Here is a 25,770-nt window from a genome sequence, read left to right on the forward strand (position 1 = left end):
GGCTATTCCCCGCGCGCGGGCTTTTTGACGCCGGGCACTTCAATCAACCCCTTGGCCACATCGGCACCGCGCCCGGTCAGGCGCAGAATGGGTACGCTGCCCACGTATTCGACGCACAGCAGACCCAGACCTTCCAGATAGCCAGCATCTGCCAGTACAGTGGTGCGCGGCACGCGGTGACTCATGATTTCCAGCGCATCGGTCATGAGGCTCACGCTCATGCGGCCGTCGTCCTCCTCGTCCAGGTAGCGCAGGATCACCAGGCGGCGGTCCTCCACAATGCGACGCTGGAATTCCTCGTTATGCGACATTACTTTCCTCCAATATGAGATTCCGTAAGGATATCTACGACTCGTTCAATGCGGTTCACACCGCTGGCAAGCCCGCGCACTTCCGCTTGGCTGGCTTTTACGGACCCCTCAATAGACGTAAGGCCTACTTCTAGGCGATGCATATCCTTCGCTGTGGGGAGAGCTGCAAGTGTTGCCGCAATCTGGGTATGCACGTTATCAGCTTCAGCTTGACGTAATTCGATTTGCTTGAAGCGCTCATCCATGCCTTTGCTGTAAGCGGCAAAAAATGCGTGTGTTACAAACTGCCGGGACAGACTCCAGTTGACCCATAACCCCAAGAGTTGCAGTGCCAAGGCAAACGCCCAGCCATATTTCCAGAAAATTTCCCAGAGAGTCATTTACCCCCCTCTGCTTGGGCATCGTAGCAATCCAGGGCAGCGTTGCACTGGGCGGAGTACACACGCAGACGGGCGTCGCGGGTGAGTATCGCCTCCACCTGGTCGGGGTGATCAAAAGGTATGTCCCCGCGAATTTTGGGTAACGTAGGTTTCGTGGGGCGGGGACAACGCTGTGTTGTGACAACTTCCGGCGCGGGCGTGGACACGCTGCCCGTTGTGGCACACCCGCCCAAACTACCAAGGCCGATTGAGCATATCAGCAGCACGCTGGCGCGTCGCATCGTCCACCCCCTGCCGGACCTGTTCCGGCGTAATATCATTCGGTCTGAATTGGGCCATAATGTCGGCAATGGTCTCCGCGTCTTTTTGGGCCTGCCCCTCGCGCTTCAGGCAAGCCTCCGCCAGCTTTGCCTGGGCACCGGCGTTTGTGGTAAGTCTTTTGCCCACAGCCTCCCAACGCGCGATATCGGCCTTGGCGGTGTCTATGGCCTTTACCAGCCCGTCAATACTTGCTCTGGCCTTATCAAGCTGCCACGTCTGCCACCATGCAAAACCTCCAGCCAAGACCAACAGCACGCCCAGAATCGTCAGTGCGGCCTTGATGCCCGTGGTCATAAGCTGCCTCCTGATGCCAACGTGGCCAGCGCAGGACGATATCGCTCGCGCTTGTCACCCATAATGTTGCGCACATAGGCGCGGTTAATGGCGTAGGGGCTTTTATCTGCGTACTGTTTGCCTAAGCTTGACCGACTTTTGCGACTGTGGGTTTCCACGTGACCCGTCCAGCGGGTCTGGTCACAACCTTTGACCTGGCGGCAGTAGGCCCGGTCTTGCAACACGCCGCCGATACCGCCGTTGTAGGCGGCCAGCATCATGGCTGCACGGTCTTCAGCCGTGGCGCACCCTGTAAACGCAGACCAAGCTTGCTGGTCTTTGAGTATGAGCGCTCGTAGTTGTAGGCGCGGGTTATAACGATCTTCCCACGCCCAGGTGCGCAGATCCTTGTGAAGTTTGCGCACGTCCTCAAAGTTATTGAAGCGCACGCGCCCGGCACTGTCGTAAGCAATAGTGAGCTGCCCCAGCCCAACACCGTACTCGCGGCGGGTCTTCATTTCCGTTTTGGGATTCCAGCAGCGCTTATCTGCCAGCCCGTAACAGGTCTCTTGCTCCACCTGCCCAGCGTAGATGGCGGGGTCGTAAAACTCGGGACTGTACGCTTGGTGCTCGGTCCAGAGCATGGGCAGATAGAGCAGCGCCAGAACGGGCAGAATTGATGCGCGAAGCATCATTTGCCCCAAATCATGATGCTGATGGCAATGCAGATCTGCAGCAGCACGCGGGCCAGCACCACTAGGGCGGCGGCCACATTACCACTCAGAGCCGATCTGGCGTAAGCAGACATGCGGATATACGGCGTGAGGATTTTCGACAGCATGAGCGCAGCGCCCCACATGCCGATGACATAAGTCAGATAGCCAGCAAGGCCTAATGTGCCCAACGGGTCTACAAGCATGCCAACCCCAAAGCAGATCAGCAGCAGCAACCAGACCCGAAAGTCATAGAGGGGACGCAGGGTAAGACGCAACTTGCTGTACAAAGACTCATATGACGTATCAATGGGCATAAAAAAGCCCTCCTTGCAGCTAGTTATGCCGCAGGAGGACTTAAATTCGCACCCTGATATTGTTCAGGTAAATGGTTAACAATTGCTAATAATAGAAGAAAATCTCCTTCCTGTGTCTGTAATTGATACATACCTAGGATTGTTCCCATCAATTTTAATAAGATCATTTTTATGAAAAAAATTTAGGATTTCTAAAATAAAATCACCATCATAACCAACATTATCAAATACAAAACTATTAATAATCGATAGTTCATTGCGAACAAAAATTTTTAACTCTGTCTTTATAAATTCTATGTTGGCATTTTTAACAACAATATCTATCAATTGAGTAAATATTTTTCTGTAAGATATCCTGGACTCATGCCAAATTATATCGTCAAATGTAAAACGAATAGTAATTTTATCATTCAACAATGAAGCATCATTTCTTATCCAACCGTAGGCAGGGTATTGTTCAGTTGCATACTTAAGTCCTGCAAGGATATGCTCAGGAATTTCCTCAGGCTTAGACCACATTTTAACAACACACTGCTCGCATACCTTTCGACGAAAACGATCAAACTTGTCTTTTCGTTCAGGATCGGTTTCAAACATACCCTCTGGTAAGCTATAGGGATCACTGTGTACTAAAGCAATAACTTTGATCCCCTTATTGCGCGCATAGTCAAATTCTTTTTCGGTGTAACTTCTTCCATCACTAGCAATTGATCCATAGCGGCCACAGACTATCAAAAGATAATAGTCGCAGATGTCAATAACACGCTTGATATATTCAAATAAGTCTTCATCTGCTGCGGTGAATACTTCCATTCCTGAGGGGATGTAGTTTGCATTTAACAAGGCATGAAGGGCAAGTAGCCGTTCTTTTTTTAAATCCATGAATGTTGAGCTTATAAATATTTGATATCTTATGTTAATCATTCCTTACCCCATGAATACTGTCACAACTGATCGGGCTCAAAGGTTGTCAAACCTCAAACAGGCTAGCTTGCACCACTTTGGGGCGAACACACGATGCAACATGTTCCACGTATCGCTGGGTCACGTCAAGCCGCAGCGCAATCTCACGAGGGCTTGCCCCTGCATTAAGCATTTCAAGGATTTTACTTTTTTGCGGTTCTTTATTGCGCCTATTTGGGACCACAATAACTTCTCCGCCATGTACGGTCGAAAGGGCATGCATGGCCCCCATGCCGACTATTTTAGCCAGATCGCTTTGCGGGCTTGCCGTCTTGGGAATATACAACGACACTCCCCCGCGTGTCATACACAAAGTTTTTGCCAGGCAGACACCGATAATATCCACTAACTCGCCGTAACTTACCCAGGTACTGGCCATTAGTAGGCCCTCCGTCCCTTCCTTCTGGCGTCGCGCGTCAGCGCGGCTATAACCCCGCGCAGTTGTTCCGCTGTCGCGTGCTCAAAGCACCGCGTTACGCCACCGGACTGTTTTTTTAGGACGGCCACAGCATAGCCCCAGGGCACATGCGTACCCTCGACCCGGCCCTTTTCCGTCAACAGGGCCTCAATCTTTTCAAGCAATGGTTTGGTTGTCAGCGGGTCAACGGCCTCAGGTTGCAAGGGCGATGGGATAACCTTTCCCCGCGCCGCTTTACGCTTGGCGCTGCCTTTTGTGGGCTTGAATCCATATTCCCGCTGCATAACCAGCACCAGGCCCTTAAGCTCGGTCAATCCCAGCACCCCGGCGCTGGTCACATTGTAATACGAGTCAAGCAGGGTCAGGTATTCGTCTTCCGTCATGCCCAGCTGCGTCTTGGCAATATGCACCTTGGCCAGCAGGGCCTTGCGTGCTTCGTGCGCCTCAGTTCCGCGCTTGCGGCGAGCCGGGCGCTCCTTGGCGGGGGCCTCCACTCGGCTTTCCAGAGGTTTCAGGGGCTTGCCCGTGCGAAAATTTATGACCGGCATGACTGATTCCGCTTTGTTATCCGCTGGCGCACCGCGCCTGGCTGTGCCGATGGCGGCAGCAACCGCACATCATCACACCTTGCAAAAAAACGATGCCCACCGGCGCTCACCACCACATACCACAGCCCGTCGTCCGCCCTGATCGGAGAGCTATAAGTCCATCCGCTTAACTGCTTTGGTTCATCCCCCTGCCATATTGTCACACTCACACGGGCGTCGTTAGGTAAATTGGGGCATACGGTGTCTTGTGCAGGCGAAGCGCACATGAGATTGGCCAACAATGTGCCTAAGCCCGCCCGGTCAACAAACAGAGGGTTTCCGTCATGCCCATTGCGCCAGATCCTGTTTACACGCACGCGGTAGTGCCCCTCTTGCCCGCCGTAAATGGTGGCAGGAGAAAGCTGCACGCGCAGGGCGCTGCCGTTTACCTTAAGCAGGCAGGATGCGGTGATTTTGCGATTATCATTCATAATATCTTGTACGTTTAATAGGTTATGGTTTATTGCAGTCCCCTCAAAAAGAAGGTAATATTTATAAAATTTAACTAATCTATTTCAATCATCCTTTCTAAAAGGCAATAACAATGTCGATATCTACCGAAAATACCAGTCAAGACTCTAATGATTTAAAAAATCATGATAGAATACAAAACAACATAGAAAATAACATTAAAATGATTTTAGAAACTGCACGAATAGAATATAAAAGTGTGTCTTATGATGCATGGGCAACGCAAAGCTCTAACGTTAGAAATTCAATATGGGTTTCATTTCTCATAGTAAGTGCTGAAATTGCACTTATGTTCAATATTTTTAGTATTGATGATTTTATTGATATATATAAGTGCGTTATTGTTGATTTATTTATTTCACTCATTGTAAGCTTTATATCATTTATACTTGCAATCGACAGCATGCGAATTAGAGTTGATTCTGCGCGCCCTATCTTCGGCACTTATCCTGAATTTGCAGAAAAAGCTAAAAATGATATTAAATCTTTTGAAACTATTTCTCGTACAATGCATGGATTTGAAAACTGTATAAAAATAGAACTTGAGAGAGTAAATTTTTTGGGAAAGAGAATGAAAATATTGTCTTTGATGAATGTTATATCTTCATGCATTGGCGGATTAGCCTTTTTAAATTATTTTTTTATAAAAACTAATTTCTTATAGTATTATAAAAAAGGGGGTGATCAACATGGCTGAGGACAAAACAACGGAAGAAACAGACTCGACTACTACTGAAAAAGAGCAAACGGGTAATCAGGACAGATGGCCTCCCCAGGAAAGATTCTCCAAAAGCGACGACAAAAAAGGGACAACAAGAAAAGGCTGACAATCTGCAACGTGACCATCTGGCGGGTAGATGGTCACGTTGCCAACTAAAGGCCATTCAGTGCGCCTCAACTAGGCGGTTTTGCACTAGTTGAACGATTCCTTAAAATCCTTGCTCAAATTCACGGTCAGCGCCTTTTTGGCCGGGATATTCAACGGCTCCCCGGTCTTCGGGTTGCGTCCCTTGCGGGCGGCGCGCTTCTTGATCACCAGTTTGCCAACGCCGGGCAGGGGCACCTCGCCACCGCCCAGCAATTCCGCCGCTGCGATGTCGCCAAAGCGTTCAAGGTATTCCTGGGCCTGGTTGGCGGGCAGTTGGGTGGCTTCCTGAAACGTCTTCACAAGTTCGGCTCTGGTCATAGCTTTATCTCCGTGTGGTCGGTTTATGTTTAATGGGTAGTCTGGCTGGCCCGTTCTGTGCGGCAATCGGGGCAGTCGCATTTGGTCATTTGTTTGGAAATTTTTTGCGAAAATTTCAGAGTCTCCACACACAACCGCCCTAAATCGCCGACACTAAGTTCTCCACCCGCGCTATGCCCGATCATGAGACCGTTGGACTTGTTAATGGAAAATGTGAGTGCATAGCCCTTGGCCCCCTTCAACTGATCGCGCAGTGTCTCAATGATTTTTTCGACAGCATCGTCTCGTCCCTCGCATGCAATGGTTATGCTTTTGGTTCCCGTTGTCATAAAATCCTCCTGATGTTTACGCATCCGCAGGGATGGAGTCCTTCTTGATTTCGATAAAAAAGGCGTTCGCTTGTTGCCGTCGTAAACCCACAATCTCCAGGCGTTCATCCGGCCAGCCGAGGGCCGCTTCCTTGTTGATTTCTTCTTTCACGCGGATGCCGTCGGCAAAATCATACTGATGCAGACGGGCCAGAGTCATCTCCGGGGTTATCCCGCTCATCTGCACAACCTTGGTGCTGGCCCGAAAGCCGATGATGCCGAATCCAAGATCAAGACTCTTGCTCTTGCCGAACAGTTCCTGCTTGTTGAGTTTGGCAAAAACGGCCACAGCATCAGAAAGTTCTTTCCTTCGGGCCAGCAGCGGGGTGGAAAGCTGACTGGCCTGGCTCTTTGCAAGGTCTATGCGCGCTCGCATTTCAGATTCAATGCCGGAGAGATTGCGATCCAGAGCGGCCATTTCCGCCAGTGCCGCTTCCGCTTGGGCGCGGTCGGCAACAATGTGAGGATCAGGCTTGATACGGGCCACTTACGCACCCTCCTTGGCGGCCTTGCCACTTTTTTTGTTGCTGGTTGCGGCCTCGCCCTGGGTTTCCAGTGCCTCGGCCTCGTTTGCCAACGCCGCCAGTTCGTCACGCACCGCAGACAGTTTGCGCCAGTCATCGGGGTTGACGCGTCCGGCCATTTCACCCAGGGCAATGCCCACGGAACGTATTTTTTCATGCAGCATGGGTGTCCTCCTCCTGCTGGTTTTGGTTGCAAGGGGTAAAGTGGGCTTCCAGGCACTCCACATCCTCAGAGATCGCGCGGAGGTTGCGCACAGACATTGCCAGCAGTTGCTGGTCGGATGTTGTTCCGGCGCATATGTTGTCCAGCTTATCCGCTACACGGCTGATCTGTTTATGCAGCATGGTCGTGCTCCTTTGCCGCCCAGTGGCGGCAGCCTCCCCGGCAGGCTCTGTAAACGGCAACGGCCAGGGGGTTGATACTTGTAAACGGTGTTTGTTGTTGGGAGTGACATTGCTCGGCGCTGATCAGGCCCAACACCGGGCAGGATATAATGGGCGTCATGAGCATTTCACGCACGCGCGCCTCGGCTTTGGCGTATGTGGCGTGGTGCCGCTTGCGGATAACCAGGCTCACCAGCGCCGGGGACATCTTGATTTTTCTGGCGGTCTGATTAAGCCCGCCAGTGTCGCAGGCCTCGGCCAAACGCTGCACCCAATCAGGCACCTCGCCCCAGGCGTCGCGGGCTTTGTCTGCATTGGTGGGCTTGGCTACGGCAGTCATGATGCGGCCCCTCGGACGTCTGCAGCATCGGCGGCGTCCAGGGCTGTCTGGATGTCATCCCCAACAACAATCTTGCCCAGGTTGCAGTCGTACAGTTGCTTGACGCGCAGTATCTGCGGGGCCTTTGCCCCGGAGTCGTACACAAACCGATACCGGACAACATCATTGCCAGACCGCGTCATACTGATCAGATACCTTCCACGCGCCAGCCACTGGCAGTATACGGCTGCGGCACTGGGGGCTATGGCGTCATCTGGCAAAGAGGCATGCACAACCAGATCCTGCACGCTGAACGTGCGCAGCACCTTCATGGCCCGCCACATACGCTCCTGCGCAGTATCCGGCAGCATGGAGCCGTCTTTGCGCACGCGAGGGGCATCCACGCCCAGGTCGCGCAGCAGGGTGTAGGTAGCCGCAGCAAAGCGTGCTGGCTTGTCCTTGCCCAAGATGCCCGCCCGCACCAGGCTGCCAAGGTAATCGTCCATGCGGTACGCATGACGGTCTACGCCTGCTGCGTGTGCCAAATCTGACACACTAAAGGTGTGCAGCTCGCGCATGGCTGCCCACAGTTTTTCCCGCGTGGTCAGCACACCCACAAGAGCGAGGCGAGGTTTTGCCGTTTTGCGGGTTGCCATAGCTAACGGCCTTCCCTCACCGGAGCCTCGCCGGTGTACAGGGGGCGTTTACCCCATGTGGTCAAGTCCATGGACTTTTTGCCAAGCTCAAGACCCGCCTGCTGCACGCGTTCAAGGTTGACGCAGATGCGGCGGGCCACGCCCTTGCTTTGCGCGTGGATATGTTCCAGCAGATCATCACCCACGCTCACCTTGGCGCAGTAGAGATCGCGCAGGGCGCGGGCATCATCCAGATCAGCATACTGAGCGGGCACCCATTCCAGTACACGGTTGTGGATGCGCTCCCAGCGGGCAAGGTTTGATGGCAGATGCTCTTCGCCGATCAGGAGAATGGCCGCGCCGCTGCCTTCGTAAATATCGCGCACAACTTCGATAATGCCCTTGGCCACCAGATGGTCGCATTCGTCCACGATGAGCGGGCGGCGACTGGCCGCAAGCTGTGCCGTGACCTGTTCTTCCATTTCATAGATGGTCTTGGCCGGGTCCACGCCCATGCTCTTGAGGATGGACTGATACACGGCCTTGCGCGTCCAGCTTGATTTGGCCTGCACGTAGTAGGCTCGCAGCTGTACGGTGGCTATGGTCGCCGCTGTGCTCTTGCCCAGGCCTGAGGGGCCGTACAGCACCACAATGCCGGGCAGGTGCGAGGGGCGGTTGATGGCCCCAGTAAGCGCGCCAAAGGTAAGCCCAACGTTGGCAAGCGGTGCCTTGCCGGGCAGGTTGACGGTTGCGGTTGCTTCCTGCATAATTTACCTTCCTCTTTGATATGGGGCGTGTTCGGTGGTACGGCGCGCCCCGTTTTTGTTGCTATCCGTTGGCGGCAATGGGCTGCATCTGCTCAAGCATGGCAAAGCCCGTATAAGTATTGCTGCCTGCGAAAATTTTCGCCCATTCGGCTTGCTCCTGGGGTACCGTGTCCCCACGTTCCAGTGCTGCCTGTAAACGGCGGCACAGTTTGTATTGGGCCTTGGGGCTTTCAGGCAACCAGCGCTCTTCCTGGGCGCTCTGCTGCGCCACTGCCAGGGCACGGGCTGCGGCCACTTCGGCCTCATGCGCACGGGGGGGCACACCTTCGCGCAGGCGCGCTGCGCGTGCTGCACTGTCCAGCATGGGCGTGGTGTGCGTGGTTTCCGTGTGCGCGGCAGGCGCGGCTGCCGCGACGATTTCTGCGGCGCGGGCCTTGTGCATGTCCATGATGCGCTGCCCAGCATTTGCCGCGTCCACGTTGCGGGCGGCTTCGCGCATTTCTTTGGCTGCGGCGCTGACGGCGGATTTTTGCGTGCGCCGCTTGGCCAGGGCCATCTCGCGCCGTTTGTCGCTCTCCAGCCCGTGCATAAGCACCGCCTCGCAAATGTATTTTCCGCGCTCGTCAAATATGTAGGCGTGCTCGGCATCCGCCGTGTTCACGCGCACTTGCACCTGCTGGCCAACGTAGGGGCCAAGGGCCGCGTTGTCATAGTGCCCGTTCGCGGCGCGGATGCCTTTTTTGCCCACCGGACGCCAGCCGCCCTTGGTGGCCAGCGGCGTCAGCAGCACGTCCAGAGCGCGTACATCTTCAATACGGGCAATCTCCCCGGTGTATTCCTGCCGCATCTGCCAGGGCGTTTTACCTTTCAACCCGCTGTGGGCGCGGTGCGCGTAAACGCTCTTGCACCAGTCGTCGCAAAATTCCTGCAAGGCTTCGGGGCTTATGGCCATGCTAAGTTCCTGTGGCTCTTTGCGGTCCATCAGGCGCTTTGCAAACGTTTCCCGCTCGCGGATTTCTTGCCGGGTTGCCACGTTATGGCCCACATAGCAGGGGCACAGGGTCAGCAAATGGTGCGAAAAGCTGCGGAACACACGTTCAATGGCAGGTTTGAGGTCTGGCCGAAACGGCGGCAGGATGGTGGGCATAATGCCAAGGTCCAAAAACAGTCCTTGGGCCTCAGTGCCCACAAATTCTTTGCCGTTGTCGGTAACAACTTCCTCGGCTATGCCCCAATCCAGCAAGGCACGGCGTGTCAGGTTGTTTACAGTCTGCCCCGTCGAGGTCTCTGCCACTTCCAGCAGCAGCTCACGGCTGTAAACATTGATCACACCCACGATGGCGTACCGTTTACCGTCGTTCAGCATGATGTCCGAGGGCGTGCCGTCATACTCCCACCGCTGATTGTACCGGGTGATCAACTCGTACATGCTGCCGCAGGCCGCCATAAACTGGCCGCGCCATCTATCCGGCGCACGCATATACAGGGCAAGCTGTGGGTTCTGTTCCTTCCAGGCTGCAAGCCAGGCTTGCACGCGGCGCAATGAGGGCACACGTATGGCAGACTGTTCTCTGGCCAGGCGCTCGATGTCCTCGCGGATCAGCTCGGCGCTGATGGTGGGATATTCGGCGATCAGTCCCAGTACCAGCTCACGCACCTGTGGTTGACTGTCTATGATGCCTGCGCCCTTGCGATGCTGCCCGAAGTTTCCCGCCAGCGAGGCCATGCCCTGATTCTGCGCGCGGCGCTCCCAGTTGATAAGGCTATTGCGGCAGAGGCTTGGCAGGGCCGCGCGCACGTCTGGCTCCACGGCTATTTCGCCCGCGTTATAGCGCACCACAAACTCGTCCAGAGCGCGGGTGCGGGCCATCTTACTGGCGGCTGTAAACACGCGTGCGGCCAGCACTATGGCGGCGCGCGCATGGGCGCGGGTTTTGGCTGCGCCTTGCAGGGTGAGCGGGGAGACAGGAGACGCAGGGGTTGCTGGGGCGTTTACGGTGCTGCAAGCAGCTGGGCAGGCGCGCGCCGCAATGGCAAGGCGGGTGCGCTCAGGCATGGACGCCACGATCCAGCAGTTGCCGCCGCCGCGACCTTCGCGCGGAAGGGCTTGCCAGCCTTCGCGACGTGCGGACCGTGTTATCGACTGCACTGGGCGATCAAGAATATTTGCAATTTCTTGACTTGTGTATGCGTCCTTCATGCCTTGTCTCCAAAATTTGTTTCCCCGGCCTTATGCCGCGTCCGGGGTGGCCGCGTCCCCCCATCTCAGGGTAAGGGGATTCGCCGTTGCACTGGCCGTTGCGACGCAGGAAGCTACGGAGAGCGTCCGCATCGCGCGCCTTACCTGACCTATGTCTAAAATCAGGGTCTACACGGGCGCGGTAGCCGTTGCCACGCAGTGGCTTACGGATAGCGACAGCCTGCTGCGGTAGTGTGAGGGCTCTGGCTCGCGTGGGGCGCTGTCCCTCTTCAATTGTTCCGGCTCCTCTGCTAGTCTCAGGGCTACCGTTCACTTCAACCAACAAAAGGAGCCGGAAATGTTTCATCTTATCGCGTATGATCTTGAGAGTCGGAACTATGAAAATGTTGAAGCCATTATTGAAAGTCTTGGTGAAGCCCACAGACTCCAGCTAAGTGTTTGGCTTCTTGAAACTAATCTTTCTTCCAGAGAAATACGCGACGCCATGGCCTCAGCTCTTTCTGAAGACGATTCCTTGTTTGTTTGCCCCGCCAAGGGGTGGGCCTCTCACGGCGTGCCCAATGACATTATTGAATGGTTGAAGGGCTCCAGCTAATTAGGGTCTTGGCGCTGGCAGTAGGCGGTCAGCAATCGGCCTAAATCACGGTGGAATTTTTTGACCGCCTCTTTGTCCCAGCCCCTTGTGAGAACAAAAACGCCCTGGGGCTCTTCAATCATGCGACTGTATGCCTCGGTGCTGACGTCGTCCTCATCACGCAATGATGTGGTTTTCTGCTTTTCCATTACGCTGCCTCCTCTCCGCACTTGCGCGGGTCGCACAAAAACCGCTCAGCCAAGCCCCGATCCCGAAACCAGTTCAACACGCGGGGGCTGTGCAGGCTGCCGTTTATGGTGCGGTTGATTGTTACCGGGCTAACCCCCAGCTCTTCGGCCAGAGTCGTGCTGTCATAACCGCATTCGTCCAGCTTCTCGCGGAAGCGGTAGCGGTGTGTGCAGCGGCGTGCGCCCAGTGCGGCGCGTTGGCTCGGGGTCATGGCCATTACAAATCCTCCTCAATTCTCTTCAGGCGCTTTCGGCTGGCCTTGGCGTCTCGCACTGCTTTGCCGTAATCACGTAATAGGCGGTCTTCGTCAGTCATCAGGTCCACGCCCAGGCAGCGCGCCATAACCCGCAGGGGTTCGTTGTTGCCAGTTGCCTGGCAGTATGCGAGCAGCGCATGGATGGATGGCGGATGGCTGTCGTCAGATGGCGATAACCACTTGTTCAAAGTCTCTTCACTGACAGCCCGCACGTTGCCGCTTGTCAGCTTGATGCCGCTGGATCGAGCTATGACGTTCAGCTTGTCAGGCAATGCCTTGCGCCCCTCTCCCTCAGACGCAGCCGAACGCATGGCCGCCCGTATGGCAACCATTACACCCGCAAGGCGCGCAGATTCATCAAAGAGAGAGAGTTGGCGCATGATCTTGGCCTCTACTTGCCCATTGCTGCTAAAGCGGCCCGTATAGGCGCATAATAAATGTGCGAAGCTTCAAAACGAGCTTTATTCCCCCATCCAGCACGGAACGCATACTTTTCCCTAAAACGGGCCGAGGCTGGGCAAATCATGTGCCAATTCAGATTTGTGCATTCAATAACGAAGGCACCAACAGCCTCCATAAAAATTGTTGTGTCGTCAGATTCTCTGCTGACGCCATCTGGCAAGTAAGCAAGTTCTCGGGGACACGGGTAATTCATTGGCGGCCTCCGCTCTGTCCAAACTTTGTCCGGTACTGGACGTTGACCCCTGACAAGGCGGGCTGTTATGTTGTTTACAGAATGTTTAGAAATAACCGCTCGCAAGACTGTTTTGAACCATTTTTGGTGTTTTGTAAATACCAAAAATGGTGTTCAAGTTTAAAATATGGGTATTTTTTAAAAATACTTATATTTTAGATAGTTATAGTTTTTGTGAGTGTTCAACATCCTGTTCAACTTATGGGGATAAAACTTGAACACCGCAGAACGACTTAAAAAAATTCGTGGAGACATGACTCAGGCTGAATTTGCAAAGCTAATCGACATCCACAAAAATTCACTTGGAAGATACGAGCGTGGAGAGTCTGAACCCGATATTGGTGTATGTTCAAAGATTTGTTCCGTTTTTGGTGTTTCCCCGGATTGGCTTATCTTGGGCTCAGGCCCAATGAAAAAAGATGCACAGCAAGAAGCTGAGGACGACAGCGACTTGATCATGATTCCAATGGCCAACGCAGTGCTTTCAGCAGGCTCAGGAAGTCTTGAAACGGATGGGGACAGCGAACGCTCATATGCCTTCCGGCGTGACTTCATAGCGCGCAAGGGCAAGGCCAAGAACATGGTGCTCATGCGCGTTTCCGGCGATAGTATGGAGCCGGAAATCATGGATGGCGACGTTGTCTTGCTAGATCAGAGTAAGCTCAAGGTTATTCCGGGCAGAATTTTTGCGGTAGGATTTGAAGATTCAATTTATCTCAAGCGGATTGATATGTTGCCGGGGCAGGCCATTCTCAAATCGATCAATCCGGCATACCCGCCTGTTACCCTTGATCTACGCGGCCAGAATGGTGACAAGCTGCGCCTGATCGGCCAGGTGCTTTGGGTCTGTCGCGAATACAGATAACCGCGTTCAAAGGCGCAAAAATAAAGCCCCGCGTGTGTCACTTCTGGCACATGCGGGGCTTTTGATATCTGGTCAAAATTAACTGGCATTTTTAAGCGCGTGTTACGAGCTAACCGTCACTTGTGATTCTGGCGTTGACCACGTTTCGGCCTGCGCCTATTCTTTCCAAACCAATAGCCCATGCGGCTTTCCCGTCCCACTATATCCTTCTATGTTCCGGTATATTCCGGCTCCTGTTTCTCCAAGTCTATCTGTCGCTTAACACGCAGATGACTCCGATGAACCGGGTTTACCGCTGCCGGACATCTGCTGTTTGACGAACATCGCCTGCGCAAGGTGTTTGCTGAAATCAAACTATTTCCAGAATGACAAGTCAAAAATTACGGAGGGAGAATAGATTATGCCAAGAATAAATATTGGGGCCAAACCATATGTTATGCCAATGCCAGTGCTAATACTTTCATCGTATGATGAAGATGAGAAGCCTTGTGCCATGCTAGCGGTTTGGGGTGGCATCAGTAATGAGACAGAGATTTCCATAACAGTTGCATCACAGCGACATACTTTAAAGGGGATTCTTACCAGAGGTTCTTTTGTTGTCAGCATGGCTGATGTAGAAAATAAAATAGCCTGTGATTATCTTGGGATAGCAACAGGGAATAAGGTCGAAGATAAATTTGATAAATCTGGATTCCACACGACAAAATCTGGGTTCGTTGATGCCCCTATCATTAATGAACTGCCATTTTCCGTTGAATGCAGACTAAAAAGTTATGATGAAAAAAATTGGAGGCTTGTTGGAGAGATTGTAAACGTTAGCCTTGATGAACGAATTATTGGAGAAGGTGGAAAAGTATCATTTAAAAAATTTCATCCACTTGCTTTTGATTGGATGAATAAAATATATCTTTCAATTGGAGATAAAGTTGGTGATGCATACCGTGATGGTCTTGCATTGAGGTAAGCAATTCCATTTTTCTTGACGGACTAAAATAGCCTGACAATAACATAGGCTGTTTTTACAAATAGGCATCCATTGCATTCGCAACAAGCCTAATCGATATTGAATATTTTTATGTCTAAAAAATCCCGGCCCCACTGAGTCGGGATTTTTATTTTAGGCCGTTAGCCTTTGATTTTAGGCCGCTTTCCTCACCATCTCTGATAGCAGATCATCAAGCAGCTTTGCCGCATTGGCGATTAAGCTCATTCTGGACGCTACCCTTCATACGTTGATACGGCTCACATTTACCAGCCAGACATAATTTGCACCTCACCCCAAAAAACATGCTCGGCTTTCCCCTCCAAGGAGAAAGCCGAGCATTTGTATCATCCTGATTTCTGCCTGCCATGCAGGTTGATCAGGAGGCAAGTTATGTTCGTTAATGGGGCCGCTCGGTGCTAGTCGCAAACGCCTTCATGTTCGGGGCCTTCGGGAACAGTGCAGGCGTGTTGCTTTTTGCCTGTTCCGTTGCACTCAAAACATTTCGTTCCAGCATCGTCTTTTCCCTTGCCCTGACAAGCCGGGCAGGTGGTGTAGTCATCAACTCTCGTATTCTGGGCCATAATGAGTCCCCCTTTCTGGAGTTATGCTATACATTACTACTAGCACCCCAGTGTCAAGTGCACAAGCGACAGTTCCAGCCCGGATACCCGCAGCGGCAGCATACCGCGCCAGCTTTAGCGCGCTCGTCAGCGAGCGCACAGATGCCCGCCCAGCCCGTCAGCTCCCGCATTCTTCCTATCCACCCTGCCCCGCTGCCTTTCTGCCCTCCAGTCTCCACCCGCAGCCCAGCACTTTTGCTATCGCACAATGTTCACGCTTTTAGTGAAACAGATACCAGCATGACAACCAACGAGGGGGCATATAATAAAATGTACGCAGTTAACCATACAAACACTCTTACACATAAAAACCATGGAAGATATAAAACCCTATCTTGAAAAGGCCGAACAGTATCACGGGCACATTTGCAGCGGGCAGATTCTGGGCATCCGCATGACCCTGATGGCGCTAAAAGCATTAGGCATGTCGCCGCACGACGATATGCGCGATCTGGTTATCTTTCTGGAGACTGACCGCTGCGTTGCAGATGCTTCCTACGTGGTTACTGGTGTGACCGTGGGCCGCAGGCGGGTCAAGATGTACAGCTACGGCAAAACAGCCATGTCCTTTCTGGATCTGAAAACTGGCAAGGCCGTGCGCGTCAGCGTCATCACCTCCGACAGACCGCCCCACCATGCGGACAAAACCGCCCAGCTCGCTTTTTGGGAAGGCTACGCCGACAACGACATTTTTTCCTGCCAGCCTGTGAGCATCGCCATGCCCGAGGGCGAATTGCCCGGCCCGCCCGCGCGCATTGCGACCTGTTGTGTCTGCGGCGAAGACGTGCTGGATTGCAAGGAAATTGTGCAGGATGGCAAAACATACTGCCGGGCATGCCTCAATGGCGCATATTACAGCCCGCTTGGGTGCAGCCATGCATAACCGTTGGCATTTGTATGACGAACTGATTGATTCCGTTCCGTCAAAGGAGCTGGTTAAATCCTTTGTTTACGGCGATCACTGGCTGATGGTGGAATCAGACGCCGGGGGCGTGGGCATGGCCCAGCATTTCCCGACCATGCCGGGCGTGCAGGATCCCTCGCTCTCCTCATATGAAATTGTCGGCCAGCCCTTGCGCAAGGTGGCCAAACGCCTAAAATCGTGGGATTTCAATCAGGCCTCCATCGGCCTTGCGGCCCTTAATGCAGCCAACAACACTCTGGCCCTGCGGCCAGAAAGCCCCATCCAGCCCGGCATAAACCGCATGCCCGGAGATGCCTTCAAATTTTTTCTTGCAGAGGCTACAGGTAAAAAAGTTGCGGTGATCGGGCATTTCCCCGGTTTGCACATGCTGCGCCAGCACTGCGACATGTGTATTCTTGAGCGCAATCCACAGCCCGGCGACCTGCCCGACGCCGCAGCGGAATATATTCTGCCGGAGCAGGATATTGTTTTTGTCACAGGCACAACATTCATCAACAAAACCATCACCCGCCTGCTGGAACTGACCCGGAAGGCCAAGGTTTTCATGGTCGGGCCAAGTACGCCCATGCATCCCCTGCTGTTCCGGCACGGCTTTGCTTCGCTTTCCGGCCTGGTGGTGGAAAATGCCGCTGGCGTGGCCCGCGCCCTTAAAGACAACAACTGCGAGGCCATTTTTGCCAGCGGGGGCCTCAAGGTAAATTTGCTGCCCGGCGGTGCCCAGTGAATATTGAATCTTTTGAGAAGCTTTGGGTCGATTATCGGCCCGACCGCAAGGATGCGCTGGATTTCTGGAACAAGCGCGCCCCCTCGTTCAACAAGCGCATCCGCCGCAAAACTGCGGACGAACACCGACAGCGCCTGATGGAGCACCTTGCGCGCAAGGCTGGCCTTGACCGCAACAGCGCGGTGCTGGATATCGGCTGCGGCCCCGGCGCGCAAAGCCTTGAAATGGCCCCGCTGGTGGGCCGGGTGGAGGGCTTCGACCTTGCGCCCAGCATGATTGATCTGGCAAAGACCAATGCCGTTGAAGACAATTGCCCCAACGCCTGCTTCCGCGTTCTGGACTGGCAGGCGGCAGACATCGACAGCATGGGTTGGCGCAAACAATTCGATCTGGTTCTGGCATCGCGCACGCCAGCCATCAACAACCGCGCAACGCTGGAAAAGATGATTGCCGCCTCCAGCCGCGCCTGCTGCATGATCACGCATGTGGAAATGCGCCATTCCATTAGGGATCAGCTCAAGAACATGCTCGACTGGGACGAACAGAAGGCCCGCATTGCCCGCAGTTTCTTCTGTGCATTCAACATGCTGTTTCTGATGGGTTTTTATCCTGAAGTGGAATACTTTGACCGCGCGTGGGAAAGCGAAACGACCTTTGAGGATGCGGAACTGATGCATCTCAATTATTTCAGCAGCATGATGACAATTTCTGACAGCCTGAAAGCCGAAATGCGCAAAAAGCTGGCAAGCCTCTGCCGCGACGGGATTATTCAGGAAAAGGTGGAATCAAAGCTGGCCGTCATGTTCTGGAAAATATAGCTCACAGCGCCCGGCCACTGGCTGGGCCTTTTGCTATTTGAGGCTGAACTGAATGGGAACAACCACGCGGGCGGCCTGCGGCGGGGGCGCAAAGGGGGATGCCCGGTGCACGGCTTCCAGCGCCGATTCGTCCAGCGAATCAAAACCGCTGCTGGTGCGCAGCTCCACATTTTGCGCCGAGCCGTCCCTGGTGATGGTAAAGGCCACATACACAAGCCCCTGAATGCCCATGCGCTTGGCTTGCGGGCTGTATTCCAGGTATTTGCGGATGCGCTTTTTGATGTATTCGTAATTGCCCTTAAGGTAGCCCCCGGCATCACCCTGCCCTTCACTGGCGGCCCCGTTGCCCTGACCGCTGCTGCCGCTGCCGCGCCCCTGCCCTGATCCCTCTGCCAGCGACATGCCCTGCCCTTGCAGTTTGCTCTGGCTTGCGCCGCTGCCAGCGCCCGACTCTGCGCCAGAACTTGCGCCAACAGCAGTGGCAGACGGTTTCAGGTCGGCGACTTTGGCTGTCGTATTGTTGTCCGCCTGTTCCCGGTGCTGAACATTCTGTTCCTTGCGGGGCGTGGCTTTTGTAATTTTTTCGACCTTGGCGGGGTACGGTTTTTCCTTGGGTGACGCATCGGCTGTTTTTTTTGCCGCCGCTTTTTCGGCAAGCCGGGGTATGGCAAGGGGAGATTGGGAATCCGCCACGATGGGTTCGACAGATTTTTCCTGCTGTTGGGGGGCTGGGCTTGTTTCTTTTTGAGCGGCTACCGCCTCTGCGGCAGGTGCCGCCACATCCACCTGCGATGCTGCATCCTGTTCCGTCTGGGCGCTGCCGCCGCCAGCTCCGGCGGGTTCTCCGGCGGAGCCTGAACCGGGCTCGCCGTAAGTCAGGGTAATCACCACCCCGTCAAAATCGCCATTGCCCGCTGGCTGCAACAGACTGCCCAAAAACCATATCATCCCCAGCACGACAAGATGCGCCGCAAATGAGGCCGCAAAAAACCACGGGCCTTTGGTATGCGGCTTTACGGGCGGTTCCTCAAGATAGGGAGCGGCAAAAATCTGCCTGTCGGCTGCGGGTTCCATACTCATGGCGCATCCGGTTCTGTAAGGTGCATCCAGCGCTGGGCCCTGGAGGGCAGGTTGTACAGCTCCTTGATCTGAGGCGCGGTAACAGTAGTGGAAACCGGGCCGTCCGCAACCACATGCCCCGCCTTGAGCAGTATGGCCCGCCCCCCCAGATACACCGCCTGTTCGGGATGGTGCGTGGTCAGTATGATCGCCGGCCCGGAGCCGGAAAGTTCGCCAATCAGCTCCAGCAGATGAAACTGGTTGCCGTAATCCAGCCCGGTAACAGGTTCATCCATAACAAGAGCCGAGCACTCCTGACACAAGGCACGCGCAATAAGCACAAGCTGCCTTTGCCCGCCGGATAGCTCCAGATAGGACTTGCGCGCGCAGCTTGCCATGCGCACCTGCTCCAGAGCGGTCATGGCCCTGCCCACATCATCGGCGGAAAACCTGAGCCAGGGGCTGCGGGCTGTGCGCCCCATAAGCACCACATCAAGAACCTGATAGGCAAAAACGCCCGTATGCATCTGGGGCACATAGGCCAGTGTGCGCGCAAGCTCCGCGCGCGATATTCCTTCCTGCGGGCGGCCTTCCAGAAAAATGCTGCGGGGCGGCACGGGCAAAAATCCCAGAATGGCCCGGAGCAGCGTTGTTTTGCCGCAACCGTTGGGGCCAAGCACGTTCACCACTTCTCCCCGGCCCACGCGCAGAGAAACCTGCTGCAGCACAGGCGGGGCATCAAAATAGCCAAGGGTGAGGTCACGCACTTCAATCATAGCGTCTCTTCCAGTCGTACCACAGGCTAAAGGCAAACAGCGGCAACAGGATGATTGAAGTGGCAATGCCCAGCGGCAATTCCACAGTCCAGATCGTGCGGATGAAGGAATCCGTCAGCAGAATAAAGAGCGCGCCGCCCAGAGCTGAATTCAGCAGGCCAAGGCGATTGTCCGGCCCGCAGATAAAACGCATCACGTGCGGAATGACAAGTCCAACCCAGTTGATGACGCCCGCCATGACAACAGTCAGCGAGCACGCCAGCGTGGCAGCCGCAATCAGTTGCATCTTCATGCGCACGCTGTTCACGCCAAGGGCCATGGCCTCGTCGTCGCCCATGGAAAGCGCGTTCACGACCTTGCCGTTAAGGCAGATAAAGGCCAGAGCGCTGAGCATGAGCGGCCCGCCCCATACAAGGTGGCGCGGCTCTGTGCGCGAAAGCGAGCCCATGAGCCAGTAAACAATTTCTGGCAACTGCCTGTTGGGGTCTGCCACGTACTGCACAAGCGAGGTCAGGGCCACAAAAAAGGAGCTGCTGACCATGCCGCCAATGAGCAGGGCAAGAAAGCGCGCCTTTGGGTAAAGCATGGAAAAAAACAGGGCAAGCCCCACGCCCAGCGCGCCGCCAATAAAGGCCAGCACCTGTGTGGCCGCCATGGATGAAAAAGCCAGAATGCCCACGGCCCCGCCAAAGGCCGCCCCGTGCTGCACACCCAGAATACCGGGCGACACAAGCGGATTCTGAAACATGGCCTGGTACACGCTGCCAGATACCGCAAGGCTTGCGCCCACCAGCAGAGCCGTGACAATGCGCGGCAGCCGCAGATTAAAAAACAAAAACAGCACCTGCTTTTGATCCGGGCTGAGCGTGTTGCCAGACCATGCATCGGCAAGCGCGCGGCAGAGCGCGCCCATGTCCAGAGGGTAGCGCCCCATGTGCAGCGAGAGCAGCACTGCGGCAACCAGCATCACCCCCAGCCATAGCAAAATTTTTTCAGAACGTGCCATAAGGTTCAAAAAGCTCGTTTATCTGCGCATCGCTCAGATCCAGATTAAAAAAAAGTTTCATGAATCGGCGGCTCTCAGCCTTGATATCCGCAGCGTACAGGTCGGGGTGCAGCAAATTTGCCAGCCATTGCACGCCCATAAGCCGCATATAGGTTGCAGGGCGCTCTATCCAGCTGAAGGGGCCGCGCGGGATAAAATACACCCTGCCCGCTTGCACCGCAGGCAAGGCCGACCATTGAGGGTCTGTATGTATCCGGCGCATGAGATTGGGGTGGAATACCAGCACCACATCCGGATTGTAGGCCATAACCTGTTCAAAGGTGACCTTGAGCTGAGCGTTTTCCGTGCCGGGCGGGCACATGTGCACACTGTCCGCGCCTGCGGCTTCGAGCACCTCCGAACGCACGGAATCCTTACAAACAGATGCAAGCCCGTTGGCCTCCAGCGCTACATACACGCGCGTGCGCCGTTCTGAGGGCAGATTTTTCATGGCCGCCGCCACCCGGTTCAGCGTTGCATCAGCATACGCAGCGAGGCTCTGCCCGCGCTGCTCGCGATTATACAGCCGCCCCATTGTCAGAAAGCAGGCCGCCATATCCTTCATGCTGCCGCCTTGGGCGGTGGATACCTTCATGCCTAGGCTGGTCAGGGTCTGCTCTATGGGCAAATGGTCGTGCATGCTCATGGAAAGGTAAAAGGCCTTTTTGATACCGCTTGCCAGCAGCATTTCCCTGTCAGGAATAAAGCCCTGCCCATACCATCCGCCCAGAATGGGCAGGTCGTGATACTGGGGAGGAATAAATTTTTTTTCATAATCCCGCAGGGGGGTGTTCCAGGCTGCAAGCAGCTCCGGCGCAAAGGCGTAAAGCGTGAAGGCCGAGGGCGGCGTGGGGCAATAGACACTTCTGGCATCGCCGCTGACGGCGGACTCTGCCGCGCGTGCGCCGCCGGAGCAGGGCAAAAAGGCCGCAAGCATAAGCGTTGCCAAAAACAGAAATGTACGGCGAATCTGCATGATGTTGCCCCAAGTGGGGCCGCCTGCGGGCGGCCCCACCCGATTAAGATTAATGTATTAGAATGTTGCGGTAACACCCATAAAGAAGCTGCGGCCAGGCTCCGGATAATAGGCGCTGTACGCATACTCCTGATCAAACATGTTCTTTACGCCAGCTTCCACGGAAAAGTTCTTGTTGATATCGTAAACAGCCTTGAGGTCCACGGTGGTGAAGCCGGGTGCCTTGCGGTAATACGTATCGTAAGGGGCACTGTTCCAGTAGAAGCCGCTGCTCATGTTGACCTGCGGAATAATTGAGAATCCTTCCACAGGCGTGATGACGCTGTACAGGGTGCTTGTAAGCTCGGGCAACTGGGTAAGCTTGTCGTCGTTGGTGCAGTTGTTCCAGTGCATGTAGTTGAACACTGCCCCCACGCTCACATACTGGTTGAACACAGCTTCCGCGCCAAGTTCGTAACCGTAGAAGGTGGCCCGGTTCAGGTTGGAGAACGACATGTTGCCAGAAGTACCCTGCGAGGTGATCAGGTCGGTCACATCGCTGTAGTACACGCTGCTGTTGAGCTTGAGCCAGTCGCCAAAAATACCCTTGTAGCCCAGCTCGTAATGATAGGCCTGTTCGGGGTTAAGATCGGGGTTGGCCGGAGTGCCGTTCGTGCGCATGTAGCGCTCGCGCATGGTGGCAAAACGCGATTTTTTGGCAAAGGTGGCGAACACCTCATGGTGTTCCGTCAGGTCATAGAAGGCCCCGACCTGATAGTTGAACAGGGTCTTGGGGTCGCTCAACCCGTCCTTGTAGGAATTCATGTCGCCCGTGGTGTGATCGCGACTTTCAAGAGTCTGCGGAACCATGGTGCTGAGACTGCTGCCGAAAACCAGGGTGAGCTTGTCCACGGGCTTAAGGGTGTATTCCGCGCCCAGATCCGTGTAGGTTTCCGTGATGTGCTCATCCAGCTGCGAACCCACATCCGCAGCCTTTTTCTTGAGCTTCGGCTTCACGCCGGTGTCGTCAAACACGCTGTAGTCATTGTATTCTTTGTGAGAAAGAAGGCGATAACCAGCGGAAAGGGCGATCTTGTTGGCGGGGTTGAAGGTATAGTCAAACGTCAACTGACCGCCAGTGGTGAACTGGTCATACGTCTTGTCCGCGGAATCCCGTTTGGTCATGGACACGTCGGTGTAACTTTTTGAGGTGTCCTGATGCCAGTCGTAATAGGCAACAGCCTTCAGGTGCGCCTTGCTGCTGAGGTTAAAATTGCCATTGGCATACACGCGGCTGGTTTCATACTCCGGCCATTCCCAAAAGCGCTTGTAAGGATAGGTGGTTGAGTCGCCAATGCGGGTCTGGGCGGCATCAAAGGGCTGTCCCTTCTGAAAATGCTGCCGCGTGTAGCCCACCATAACATCCACATCATCATTGGGCGTCCAGCCGCCAATGATGTTGCCGGAGAGGGTCTGATTGTCCGAGTTGCGCGCGCGGCTGCCCGGCTGATAGGGTGCGGAGTCAAAACTGGCAGGATAGGTAAAGAAATTCTGGTTGTTGAATATGAACGTTCCCTTGAGGTAGTAGAGATCCTGCTTGGTTCCCACGCTTGCCGCAGCCATTTGACCCTGATTCTGCACGTTGCGGTCAAAAAAGTTCATGTACTTGGCGGTGGCTTCAAACTCTTTTTTGGGTTTTGCCGTACGCAGGTTCACTGCACCCGCAAGGTTGTTGTTGCTGATCAGCAGGGGCGAGCTGTAGCCCTTGGAGACTTCGATGGATTCAAGGCCATAGGTCAGGATGTTGTTGGCATCCCATTCGTTGCGATACGCGGTTGCAACGGGGATATCGTCAATATACAGGCCCACCTGATAACGGTTGGAGCCACGAATGCTGATGGTTCCCTCATTGCGGCCTGCAGAAGTTTGCAGGTTCACACCTTCCACGCCGCGCAGGGCTTCCCAGAGGTTTCTGGCGGTTTTCCGCTCTATGTCCACCTGGGTGATGTGGTCGATGGTATCCTTGGAAGCTGCCATTTCCAGAGGAGAAAGTTGAACTTCGCCATTACCTTCATTACCGGCGGATGCAGCACATGGGCTGCCTATGATCCCCAATAAAGCCATTACCGCCGCATGCCTTTGCCACTGTTTCATTGTGCCTCCAGATTTGAATCGTCTTCCCTGCCCTCTTCCTGCCAATTATTTAAAAATGCTTCTGATAATTAATATTTTATTGTGTAAACAACCAATTGAAGGGGGGCAACGGTGGCACGATATATTGGGAACCGTGATTATTGGTGAAGCTTGGGGAAGCGATCTCCTTAAATTTCAGGAGGAAAAGGTAATTAACTAACCATGCTGTTAAAAAAATAAAAAGCCAGCAGGACTCCTTAGCTTTCCGCAGGAGCTGCTGGCTTCAGTAAATTCTGGATGAGAAAAAAAGGAGAAATGTTCCGCCAATCGCGTAAAATGAGGATTGATGCTGCGGCGTTTCAACACTGGAGATAGTGCAATTGCACCCATCGCATATTGTGGAGAGGGGCACGGATAATTTTAACATTACAAATCAATAGACTAACAAATATACATAGCTTAATTTATCTGACTACAACAAATCTTTGACGGCCTCTCTGCCAAGGGCTATGTTTTATCAATGAATAAAGACAACCTTCCCGTGATTCGGCCCTGTATAAAATGCGGCAACTACCCCAAGCTTCAAACATCCAGACCTGAAGGCAGAACCCACGACATCTTCCGCCTCTATTGCGACTGCGGGAACTGTCCCTTGCAGTGGTCGGTCAGCGAATCTGCCGCCATTCGGCTCTGGAATTCCTACGTAGCATCCTGAGCATGCCTGCTCTACCCTCCGTCTTTTCTTGTTGGCCGCACCCTGCGGCATGCACAGTGATGATCCGCCCCCACAGTGCGACATATCCGGTTCCCCCCAAGACACATTGACCGGATGCACATGCTGGCGAGACCCTGTGCGCAAAAAAATAAACCTGTCGCCCCGCAGCAGGAGTAGTTATGAACAGCCCTGACAATGGCTTGCAACGCATATTGGCAGCGCCTCAAGATGACCTTGAAACTGTCTGGAAGCGGTTGCTCAACGCCATCGAGATCACAAAAATTCCTGTTTTTTCTGTCGTAGATCACAAAAAGAATGCAGTTGAAGCAGGCCTTGATATGACGGGCGCACGCGTGATTACCTTTGGCAATCCGGCTGTGGGCACAGCCCTCATGCTTGAAGCCCCGGAGGCAGCCCTTGATCTGCCCTTGCGCATTTTAGCGGTGGAAACGCCCCAGGGGGTTTGCCTGCTCTGGAATGACCCAGCTTGGATTGCGCGCCGCCACGGAATTGTCAAAAACGCGGACGTTGCACAAAAAATACAGAAGTTGATGGAGCGACTCACCCATGAGGCGGCTCAACATCAGTCTGGGGCTGGAAACCAGTAGAAAATTGCGGTGGCGGGTACGCCATAAAAAAAGGCGAGCCGGAAAACTCCCGGCTCGCCCCAATCGTTTGCTCCCAAAGAGTGGACTATTTTGTGCTGACGGACAACTCCTGCCCAGTCACCCCGCAGTAGACAAGTAAGAGCTCCACGCCCTCATCGCCCGTATAGCCATAGTGCGGCTTATTGACCATCTCCGCCAGAAAGTCCCCCTGCTTCAACTGCCGCTCCTGACCGTCCACCTCGCTTTTTACTGTCAGCGCGCCCGCATGCACATAGGCAATATTCGGCATTGGGTGAGTGTGGCTGCCCAGACGCGAATTGGGGGGAATCACAATTTTTACAATCTTGATGTCCGCATTCCCTGCCGGGTATGAGCCATAGGGCGTTCCATCCCAGGAGTGTTCGGCTTCAAACAGCACCGTCTTGGTTACGCCGGTGGCAGGGGCCACAGCGGCAACAGCCTGGCGCGCCTCAAACAGCACCGCGTCTCTGCCGCCCGCCCAGAAACCCGCAGCAAAAATGGCAATGCCTGCGGCCATGGCGAGGGCGTAATTCTTTTTAAACATGTTCTTCTCCTGCATGGTGCCGTTTCATAAAAACAGGGGAACAATCAATATATCTTAGCATATACAA

Annotated in this window: 37 protein-coding genes; 9 read left to right on the forward strand and 28 right to left on the reverse strand. The window is 54.2% G+C overall.

Annotation, left to right across the window (positions count from 1 at the left end):
* Nucleotides 1-2 precede the first annotated feature (2 nt).
* The 8 genes from RDK48_RS13825 to RDK48_RS13860 form a co-directional block, all read right to left on the reverse strand.
* A complete protein-coding gene (locus RDK48_RS13825) occupies nucleotides 3-311 on the reverse strand; it encodes an ArsR family transcriptional regulator (protein WP_298998156.1) in 309 nt (102 codons plus the stop codon).
* Nucleotides 311-691, reverse strand: a complete 381-nt coding sequence (locus RDK48_RS13830) for a DUF2730 family protein (RefSeq protein ID WP_298998155.1) — start codon at nucleotides 689-691, stop codon at nucleotides 311-313. The genes RDK48_RS13825 and RDK48_RS13830 overlap by 1 nt, the downstream gene beginning before the upstream one ends.
* A gap of 234 nt (nucleotides 692-925) precedes the next feature.
* The gene (locus RDK48_RS13835; RefSeq protein ID WP_298998153.1) at nucleotides 926-1,306 is read right to left on the reverse strand and encodes a hypothetical protein; all 381 of its coding nucleotides are present in this window, start codon (nucleotides 1,304-1,306) and stop codon (nucleotides 926-928) included.
* Nucleotides 1,303-1,977, reverse strand: a complete 675-nt coding sequence (locus tag RDK48_RS13840; RefSeq protein WP_298998150.1) for a hypothetical protein — start codon at nucleotides 1,975-1,977, stop codon at nucleotides 1,303-1,305. Before RDK48_RS13840 ends, RDK48_RS13835 begins: the two co-directional genes overlap by 4 nt.
* Nucleotides 1,977-2,315, reverse strand: a complete 339-nt coding sequence (locus RDK48_RS13845) for a hypothetical protein (protein ID WP_296936976.1) — start codon at nucleotides 2,313-2,315, stop codon at nucleotides 1,977-1,979. The genes RDK48_RS13840 and RDK48_RS13845 overlap by 1 nt, the downstream gene beginning before the upstream one ends.
* A 75-nt stretch (nucleotides 2,316-2,390) precedes the next feature.
* A complete protein-coding gene (locus tag RDK48_RS13850) occupies nucleotides 2,391-3,239 on the reverse strand; it encodes a DUF4062 domain-containing protein (RefSeq protein ID WP_298998148.1) in 849 nt (282 codons plus the stop codon).
* Between the two features lie 46 nt (nucleotides 3,240-3,285).
* Complete coding sequence (locus tag RDK48_RS13855; RefSeq protein WP_298998146.1) at nucleotides 3,286-3,657, reverse strand: RNA helicase; 372 nt, start codon at nucleotides 3,655-3,657, stop codon at nucleotides 3,286-3,288.
* Nucleotides 3,657-4,244, reverse strand: a complete 588-nt coding sequence (locus RDK48_RS13860; protein ID WP_298998144.1) for a phage protein GemA/Gp16 family protein — start codon at nucleotides 4,242-4,244, stop codon at nucleotides 3,657-3,659. Before RDK48_RS13860 ends, RDK48_RS13855 begins: the two co-directional genes overlap by 1 nt.
* A gap of 583 nt (nucleotides 4,245-4,827) precedes the next feature.
* On the opposite strand from RDK48_RS13860, the gene RDK48_RS13865 reads away from it, so the two are divergent.
* The gene (locus RDK48_RS13865; RefSeq protein ID WP_298998142.1) at nucleotides 4,828-5,418 is read left to right on the forward strand and encodes a hypothetical protein; all 591 of its coding nucleotides are present in this window, start codon (nucleotides 4,828-4,830) and stop codon (nucleotides 5,416-5,418) included.
* Nucleotides 5,419-5,443: 25 nt separating this feature from the next.
* A complete protein-coding gene (locus tag RDK48_RS13870) occupies nucleotides 5,444-5,581 on the forward strand; it encodes a hypothetical protein (protein WP_298998139.1) in 138 nt (45 codons plus the stop codon).
* Between the two features lie 86 nt (nucleotides 5,582-5,667).
* Here RDK48_RS13870 and RDK48_RS13875 read toward each other — a convergent pair whose 3' ends face one another.
* The 9 genes from RDK48_RS13875 to RDK48_RS13915 all read right to left on the reverse strand — a co-directional run bounded on the left by RDK48_RS13875 (nucleotide 5,668) and on the right by RDK48_RS13915 (nucleotide 11,137).
* On the reverse strand, nucleotides 5,668-5,940 hold the full coding sequence (locus RDK48_RS13875) for an HU family DNA-binding protein (RefSeq protein ID WP_298998137.1): 273 nt from the start codon (nucleotides 5,938-5,940) through the stop codon (nucleotides 5,668-5,670).
* A 29-nt stretch (nucleotides 5,941-5,969) separates the two neighbouring features.
* The gene (locus RDK48_RS13880; protein WP_298998135.1) at nucleotides 5,970-6,269 is read right to left on the reverse strand and encodes a hypothetical protein; all 300 of its coding nucleotides are present in this window, start codon (nucleotides 6,267-6,269) and stop codon (nucleotides 5,970-5,972) included.
* Nucleotides 6,270-6,285: 16 nt separating this feature from the next.
* Nucleotides 6,286-6,795 carry a host-nuclease inhibitor Gam family protein gene (locus RDK48_RS13885; protein WP_298998133.1) on the reverse strand — a complete coding sequence of 170 codons (510 nt, stop codon included), beginning with the start codon at nucleotides 6,793-6,795 and terminating at the stop codon, nucleotides 6,286-6,288.
* A complete protein-coding gene (locus RDK48_RS13890) occupies nucleotides 6,796-6,996 on the reverse strand; it encodes a hypothetical protein (protein WP_296936963.1) in 201 nt (66 codons plus the stop codon).
* A complete protein-coding gene (locus tag RDK48_RS13895) occupies nucleotides 6,986-7,177 on the reverse strand; it encodes a hypothetical protein (protein WP_296936961.1) in 192 nt (63 codons plus the stop codon). The genes RDK48_RS13890 and RDK48_RS13895 overlap by 11 nt, the downstream gene beginning before the upstream one ends.
* On the reverse strand, nucleotides 7,167-7,556 hold the full coding sequence (locus RDK48_RS13900) for a hypothetical protein (protein WP_298998130.1): 390 nt from the start codon (nucleotides 7,554-7,556) through the stop codon (nucleotides 7,167-7,169). The genes RDK48_RS13895 and RDK48_RS13900 overlap by 11 nt, the downstream gene beginning before the upstream one ends.
* Nucleotides 7,553-8,191 (reverse strand): hypothetical protein, encoded by a 639-nt coding sequence (locus RDK48_RS13905; RefSeq protein ID WP_298998128.1) that lies wholly within the window; start codon nucleotides 8,189-8,191, stop codon nucleotides 7,553-7,555. The genes RDK48_RS13900 and RDK48_RS13905 overlap by 4 nt, the downstream gene beginning before the upstream one ends.
* A 2-nt stretch (nucleotides 8,192-8,193) precedes the next feature.
* A complete protein-coding gene (locus RDK48_RS13910) occupies nucleotides 8,194-8,937 on the reverse strand; it encodes an AAA family ATPase (RefSeq protein WP_296936956.1) in 744 nt (247 codons plus the stop codon).
* A 61-nt stretch (nucleotides 8,938-8,998) separates the two neighbouring features.
* Complete coding sequence (locus RDK48_RS13915; RefSeq protein WP_298998126.1) at nucleotides 8,999-11,137, reverse strand: Mu transposase C-terminal domain-containing protein; 2,139 nt, start codon at nucleotides 11,135-11,137, stop codon at nucleotides 8,999-9,001.
* 337 nt (nucleotides 11,138-11,474) lie between these two features.
* Between RDK48_RS13915 and RDK48_RS13920 the strand changes: the two genes are divergently transcribed.
* Nucleotides 11,475-11,732: a hypothetical protein gene (locus RDK48_RS13920; RefSeq protein ID WP_298998124.1), complete on the forward strand. Its 258-nt coding sequence runs from the start codon at nucleotides 11,475-11,477 to the stop codon at nucleotides 11,730-11,732.
* On the opposite strand, the gene RDK48_RS13925 is transcribed toward RDK48_RS13920, so the two are convergent.
* The 4 genes from RDK48_RS13925 to RDK48_RS13940 are packed head-to-tail and all read right to left on the reverse strand — an operon-like array spanning nucleotide 11,729 to nucleotide 12,871.
* Nucleotides 11,729-11,920, reverse strand: a complete 192-nt coding sequence (locus RDK48_RS13925; protein WP_298998121.1) for a hypothetical protein — start codon at nucleotides 11,918-11,920, stop codon at nucleotides 11,729-11,731. The genes RDK48_RS13920 and RDK48_RS13925 overlap by 4 nt on opposite strands.
* Nucleotides 11,920-12,177: a hypothetical protein gene (locus RDK48_RS13930; RefSeq protein ID WP_296936951.1), complete on the reverse strand. Its 258-nt coding sequence runs from the start codon at nucleotides 12,175-12,177 to the stop codon at nucleotides 11,920-11,922. Before RDK48_RS13930 ends, RDK48_RS13925 begins: the two co-directional genes overlap by 1 nt.
* Entirely contained in the window at nucleotides 12,177-12,596 is a 420-nt protein-coding gene (locus RDK48_RS13935; RefSeq protein WP_298998118.1) for a hypothetical protein, read from the reverse strand. Before RDK48_RS13935 ends, RDK48_RS13930 begins: the two co-directional genes overlap by 1 nt.
* 11 nt (nucleotides 12,597-12,607) lie before the next feature.
* On the reverse strand, nucleotides 12,608-12,871 hold the full coding sequence (locus RDK48_RS13940; protein WP_298998116.1) for a hypothetical protein: 264 nt from the start codon (nucleotides 12,869-12,871) through the stop codon (nucleotides 12,608-12,610).
* 253 nt (nucleotides 12,872-13,124) lie between these two features.
* Between RDK48_RS13940 and RDK48_RS13945 the strand changes: the two genes are divergently transcribed.
* Nucleotides 13,125-13,775, forward strand: a complete 651-nt coding sequence (locus tag RDK48_RS13945; protein WP_298998114.1) for a S24 family peptidase — start codon at nucleotides 13,125-13,127, stop codon at nucleotides 13,773-13,775.
* A gap of 400 nt (nucleotides 13,776-14,175) precedes the next feature.
* Complete coding sequence (locus tag RDK48_RS13950) at nucleotides 14,176-14,739, forward strand: flavin reductase family protein (protein ID WP_298998112.1); 564 nt, start codon at nucleotides 14,176-14,178, stop codon at nucleotides 14,737-14,739.
* Between the two features lie 437 nt (nucleotides 14,740-15,176).
* On the opposite strand, the gene RDK48_RS13955 is transcribed toward RDK48_RS13950, so the two are convergent.
* On the reverse strand, nucleotides 15,177-15,341 hold the full coding sequence (locus RDK48_RS13955; RefSeq protein ID WP_298998109.1) for a chaperone protein: 165 nt from the start codon (nucleotides 15,339-15,341) through the stop codon (nucleotides 15,177-15,179).
* A 352-nt stretch (nucleotides 15,342-15,693) separates the two neighbouring features.
* Here RDK48_RS13955 and RDK48_RS13960 point away from each other — a divergent pair, with 352 nt between their 5' ends.
* From RDK48_RS13960 to RDK48_RS13970, 3 genes are read left to right on the forward strand one after another with little or no spacing between them, the layout of a single operon-like run.
* Nucleotides 15,694-16,263: an FmdE family protein gene (locus RDK48_RS13960; RefSeq protein WP_298998107.1), complete on the forward strand. Its 570-nt coding sequence runs from the start codon at nucleotides 15,694-15,696 to the stop codon at nucleotides 16,261-16,263.
* Nucleotides 16,256-17,029, forward strand: coding sequence for a DUF364 domain-containing protein (locus tag RDK48_RS13965; RefSeq protein WP_298998105.1), 774 nt, complete (start codon nucleotides 16,256-16,258; stop codon nucleotides 17,027-17,029). The genes RDK48_RS13960 and RDK48_RS13965 overlap by 8 nt, the downstream gene beginning before the upstream one ends.
* On the forward strand, nucleotides 17,026-17,847 hold the full coding sequence (locus tag RDK48_RS13970) for a class I SAM-dependent methyltransferase (protein WP_298998103.1): 822 nt from the start codon (nucleotides 17,026-17,028) through the stop codon (nucleotides 17,845-17,847). The genes RDK48_RS13965 and RDK48_RS13970 overlap by 4 nt, the downstream gene beginning before the upstream one ends.
* Before the next feature lie 33 nt (nucleotides 17,848-17,880).
* On the opposite strand, the gene RDK48_RS13975 is transcribed toward RDK48_RS13970, so the two are convergent.
* Genes RDK48_RS13975 through RDK48_RS13995 form a run of 5 tightly spaced genes read right to left on the reverse strand, consistent with a single transcriptional unit; the run spans nucleotide 17,881 to nucleotide 23,836 of the window.
* Complete coding sequence (locus tag RDK48_RS13975; RefSeq protein ID WP_298998098.1) at nucleotides 17,881-18,927, reverse strand: energy transducer TonB; 1,047 nt, start codon at nucleotides 18,925-18,927, stop codon at nucleotides 17,881-17,883.
* Complete coding sequence (locus RDK48_RS13980) at nucleotides 18,924-19,682, reverse strand: ABC transporter ATP-binding protein (RefSeq protein ID WP_298998096.1); 759 nt, start codon at nucleotides 19,680-19,682, stop codon at nucleotides 18,924-18,926. The genes RDK48_RS13975 and RDK48_RS13980 overlap by 4 nt, the downstream gene beginning before the upstream one ends.
* Nucleotides 19,675-20,688, reverse strand: coding sequence for an iron ABC transporter permease (locus RDK48_RS13985; protein WP_298998094.1), 1,014 nt, complete (start codon nucleotides 20,686-20,688; stop codon nucleotides 19,675-19,677). Before RDK48_RS13985 ends, RDK48_RS13980 begins: the two co-directional genes overlap by 8 nt.
* Complete coding sequence (locus RDK48_RS13990; RefSeq protein ID WP_298998092.1) at nucleotides 20,675-21,703, reverse strand: ABC transporter substrate-binding protein; 1,029 nt, start codon at nucleotides 21,701-21,703, stop codon at nucleotides 20,675-20,677. The genes RDK48_RS13985 and RDK48_RS13990 overlap by 14 nt, the downstream gene beginning before the upstream one ends.
* A gap of 57 nt (nucleotides 21,704-21,760) precedes the next feature.
* Nucleotides 21,761-23,836 (reverse strand): TonB-dependent receptor, encoded by a 2,076-nt coding sequence (locus tag RDK48_RS13995; RefSeq protein ID WP_298998090.1) that lies wholly within the window; start codon nucleotides 23,834-23,836, stop codon nucleotides 21,761-21,763.
* 873 nt (nucleotides 23,837-24,709) lie between these two features.
* Here RDK48_RS13995 and RDK48_RS14000 point away from each other — a divergent pair.
* Nucleotides 24,710-25,138 (forward strand): DUF302 domain-containing protein, encoded by a 429-nt coding sequence (locus RDK48_RS14000; protein ID WP_298998088.1) that lies wholly within the window; start codon nucleotides 24,710-24,712, stop codon nucleotides 25,136-25,138.
* An 85-nt stretch (nucleotides 25,139-25,223) separates the two neighbouring features.
* On the opposite strand, the gene RDK48_RS14005 is transcribed toward RDK48_RS14000, so the two are convergent.
* Nucleotides 25,224-25,703, reverse strand: a complete 480-nt coding sequence (locus RDK48_RS14005) for a cupin domain-containing protein (protein ID WP_298998086.1) — start codon at nucleotides 25,701-25,703, stop codon at nucleotides 25,224-25,226.
* Nucleotides 25,704-25,770 lie beyond the last annotated feature (67 nt).

It is taken from the genome of uncultured Desulfovibrio sp. (assembly GCF_902477725.1).
Lineage (GTDB): Bacteria > Desulfobacterota > Desulfovibrionia > Desulfovibrionales > Desulfovibrionaceae > Desulfovibrio.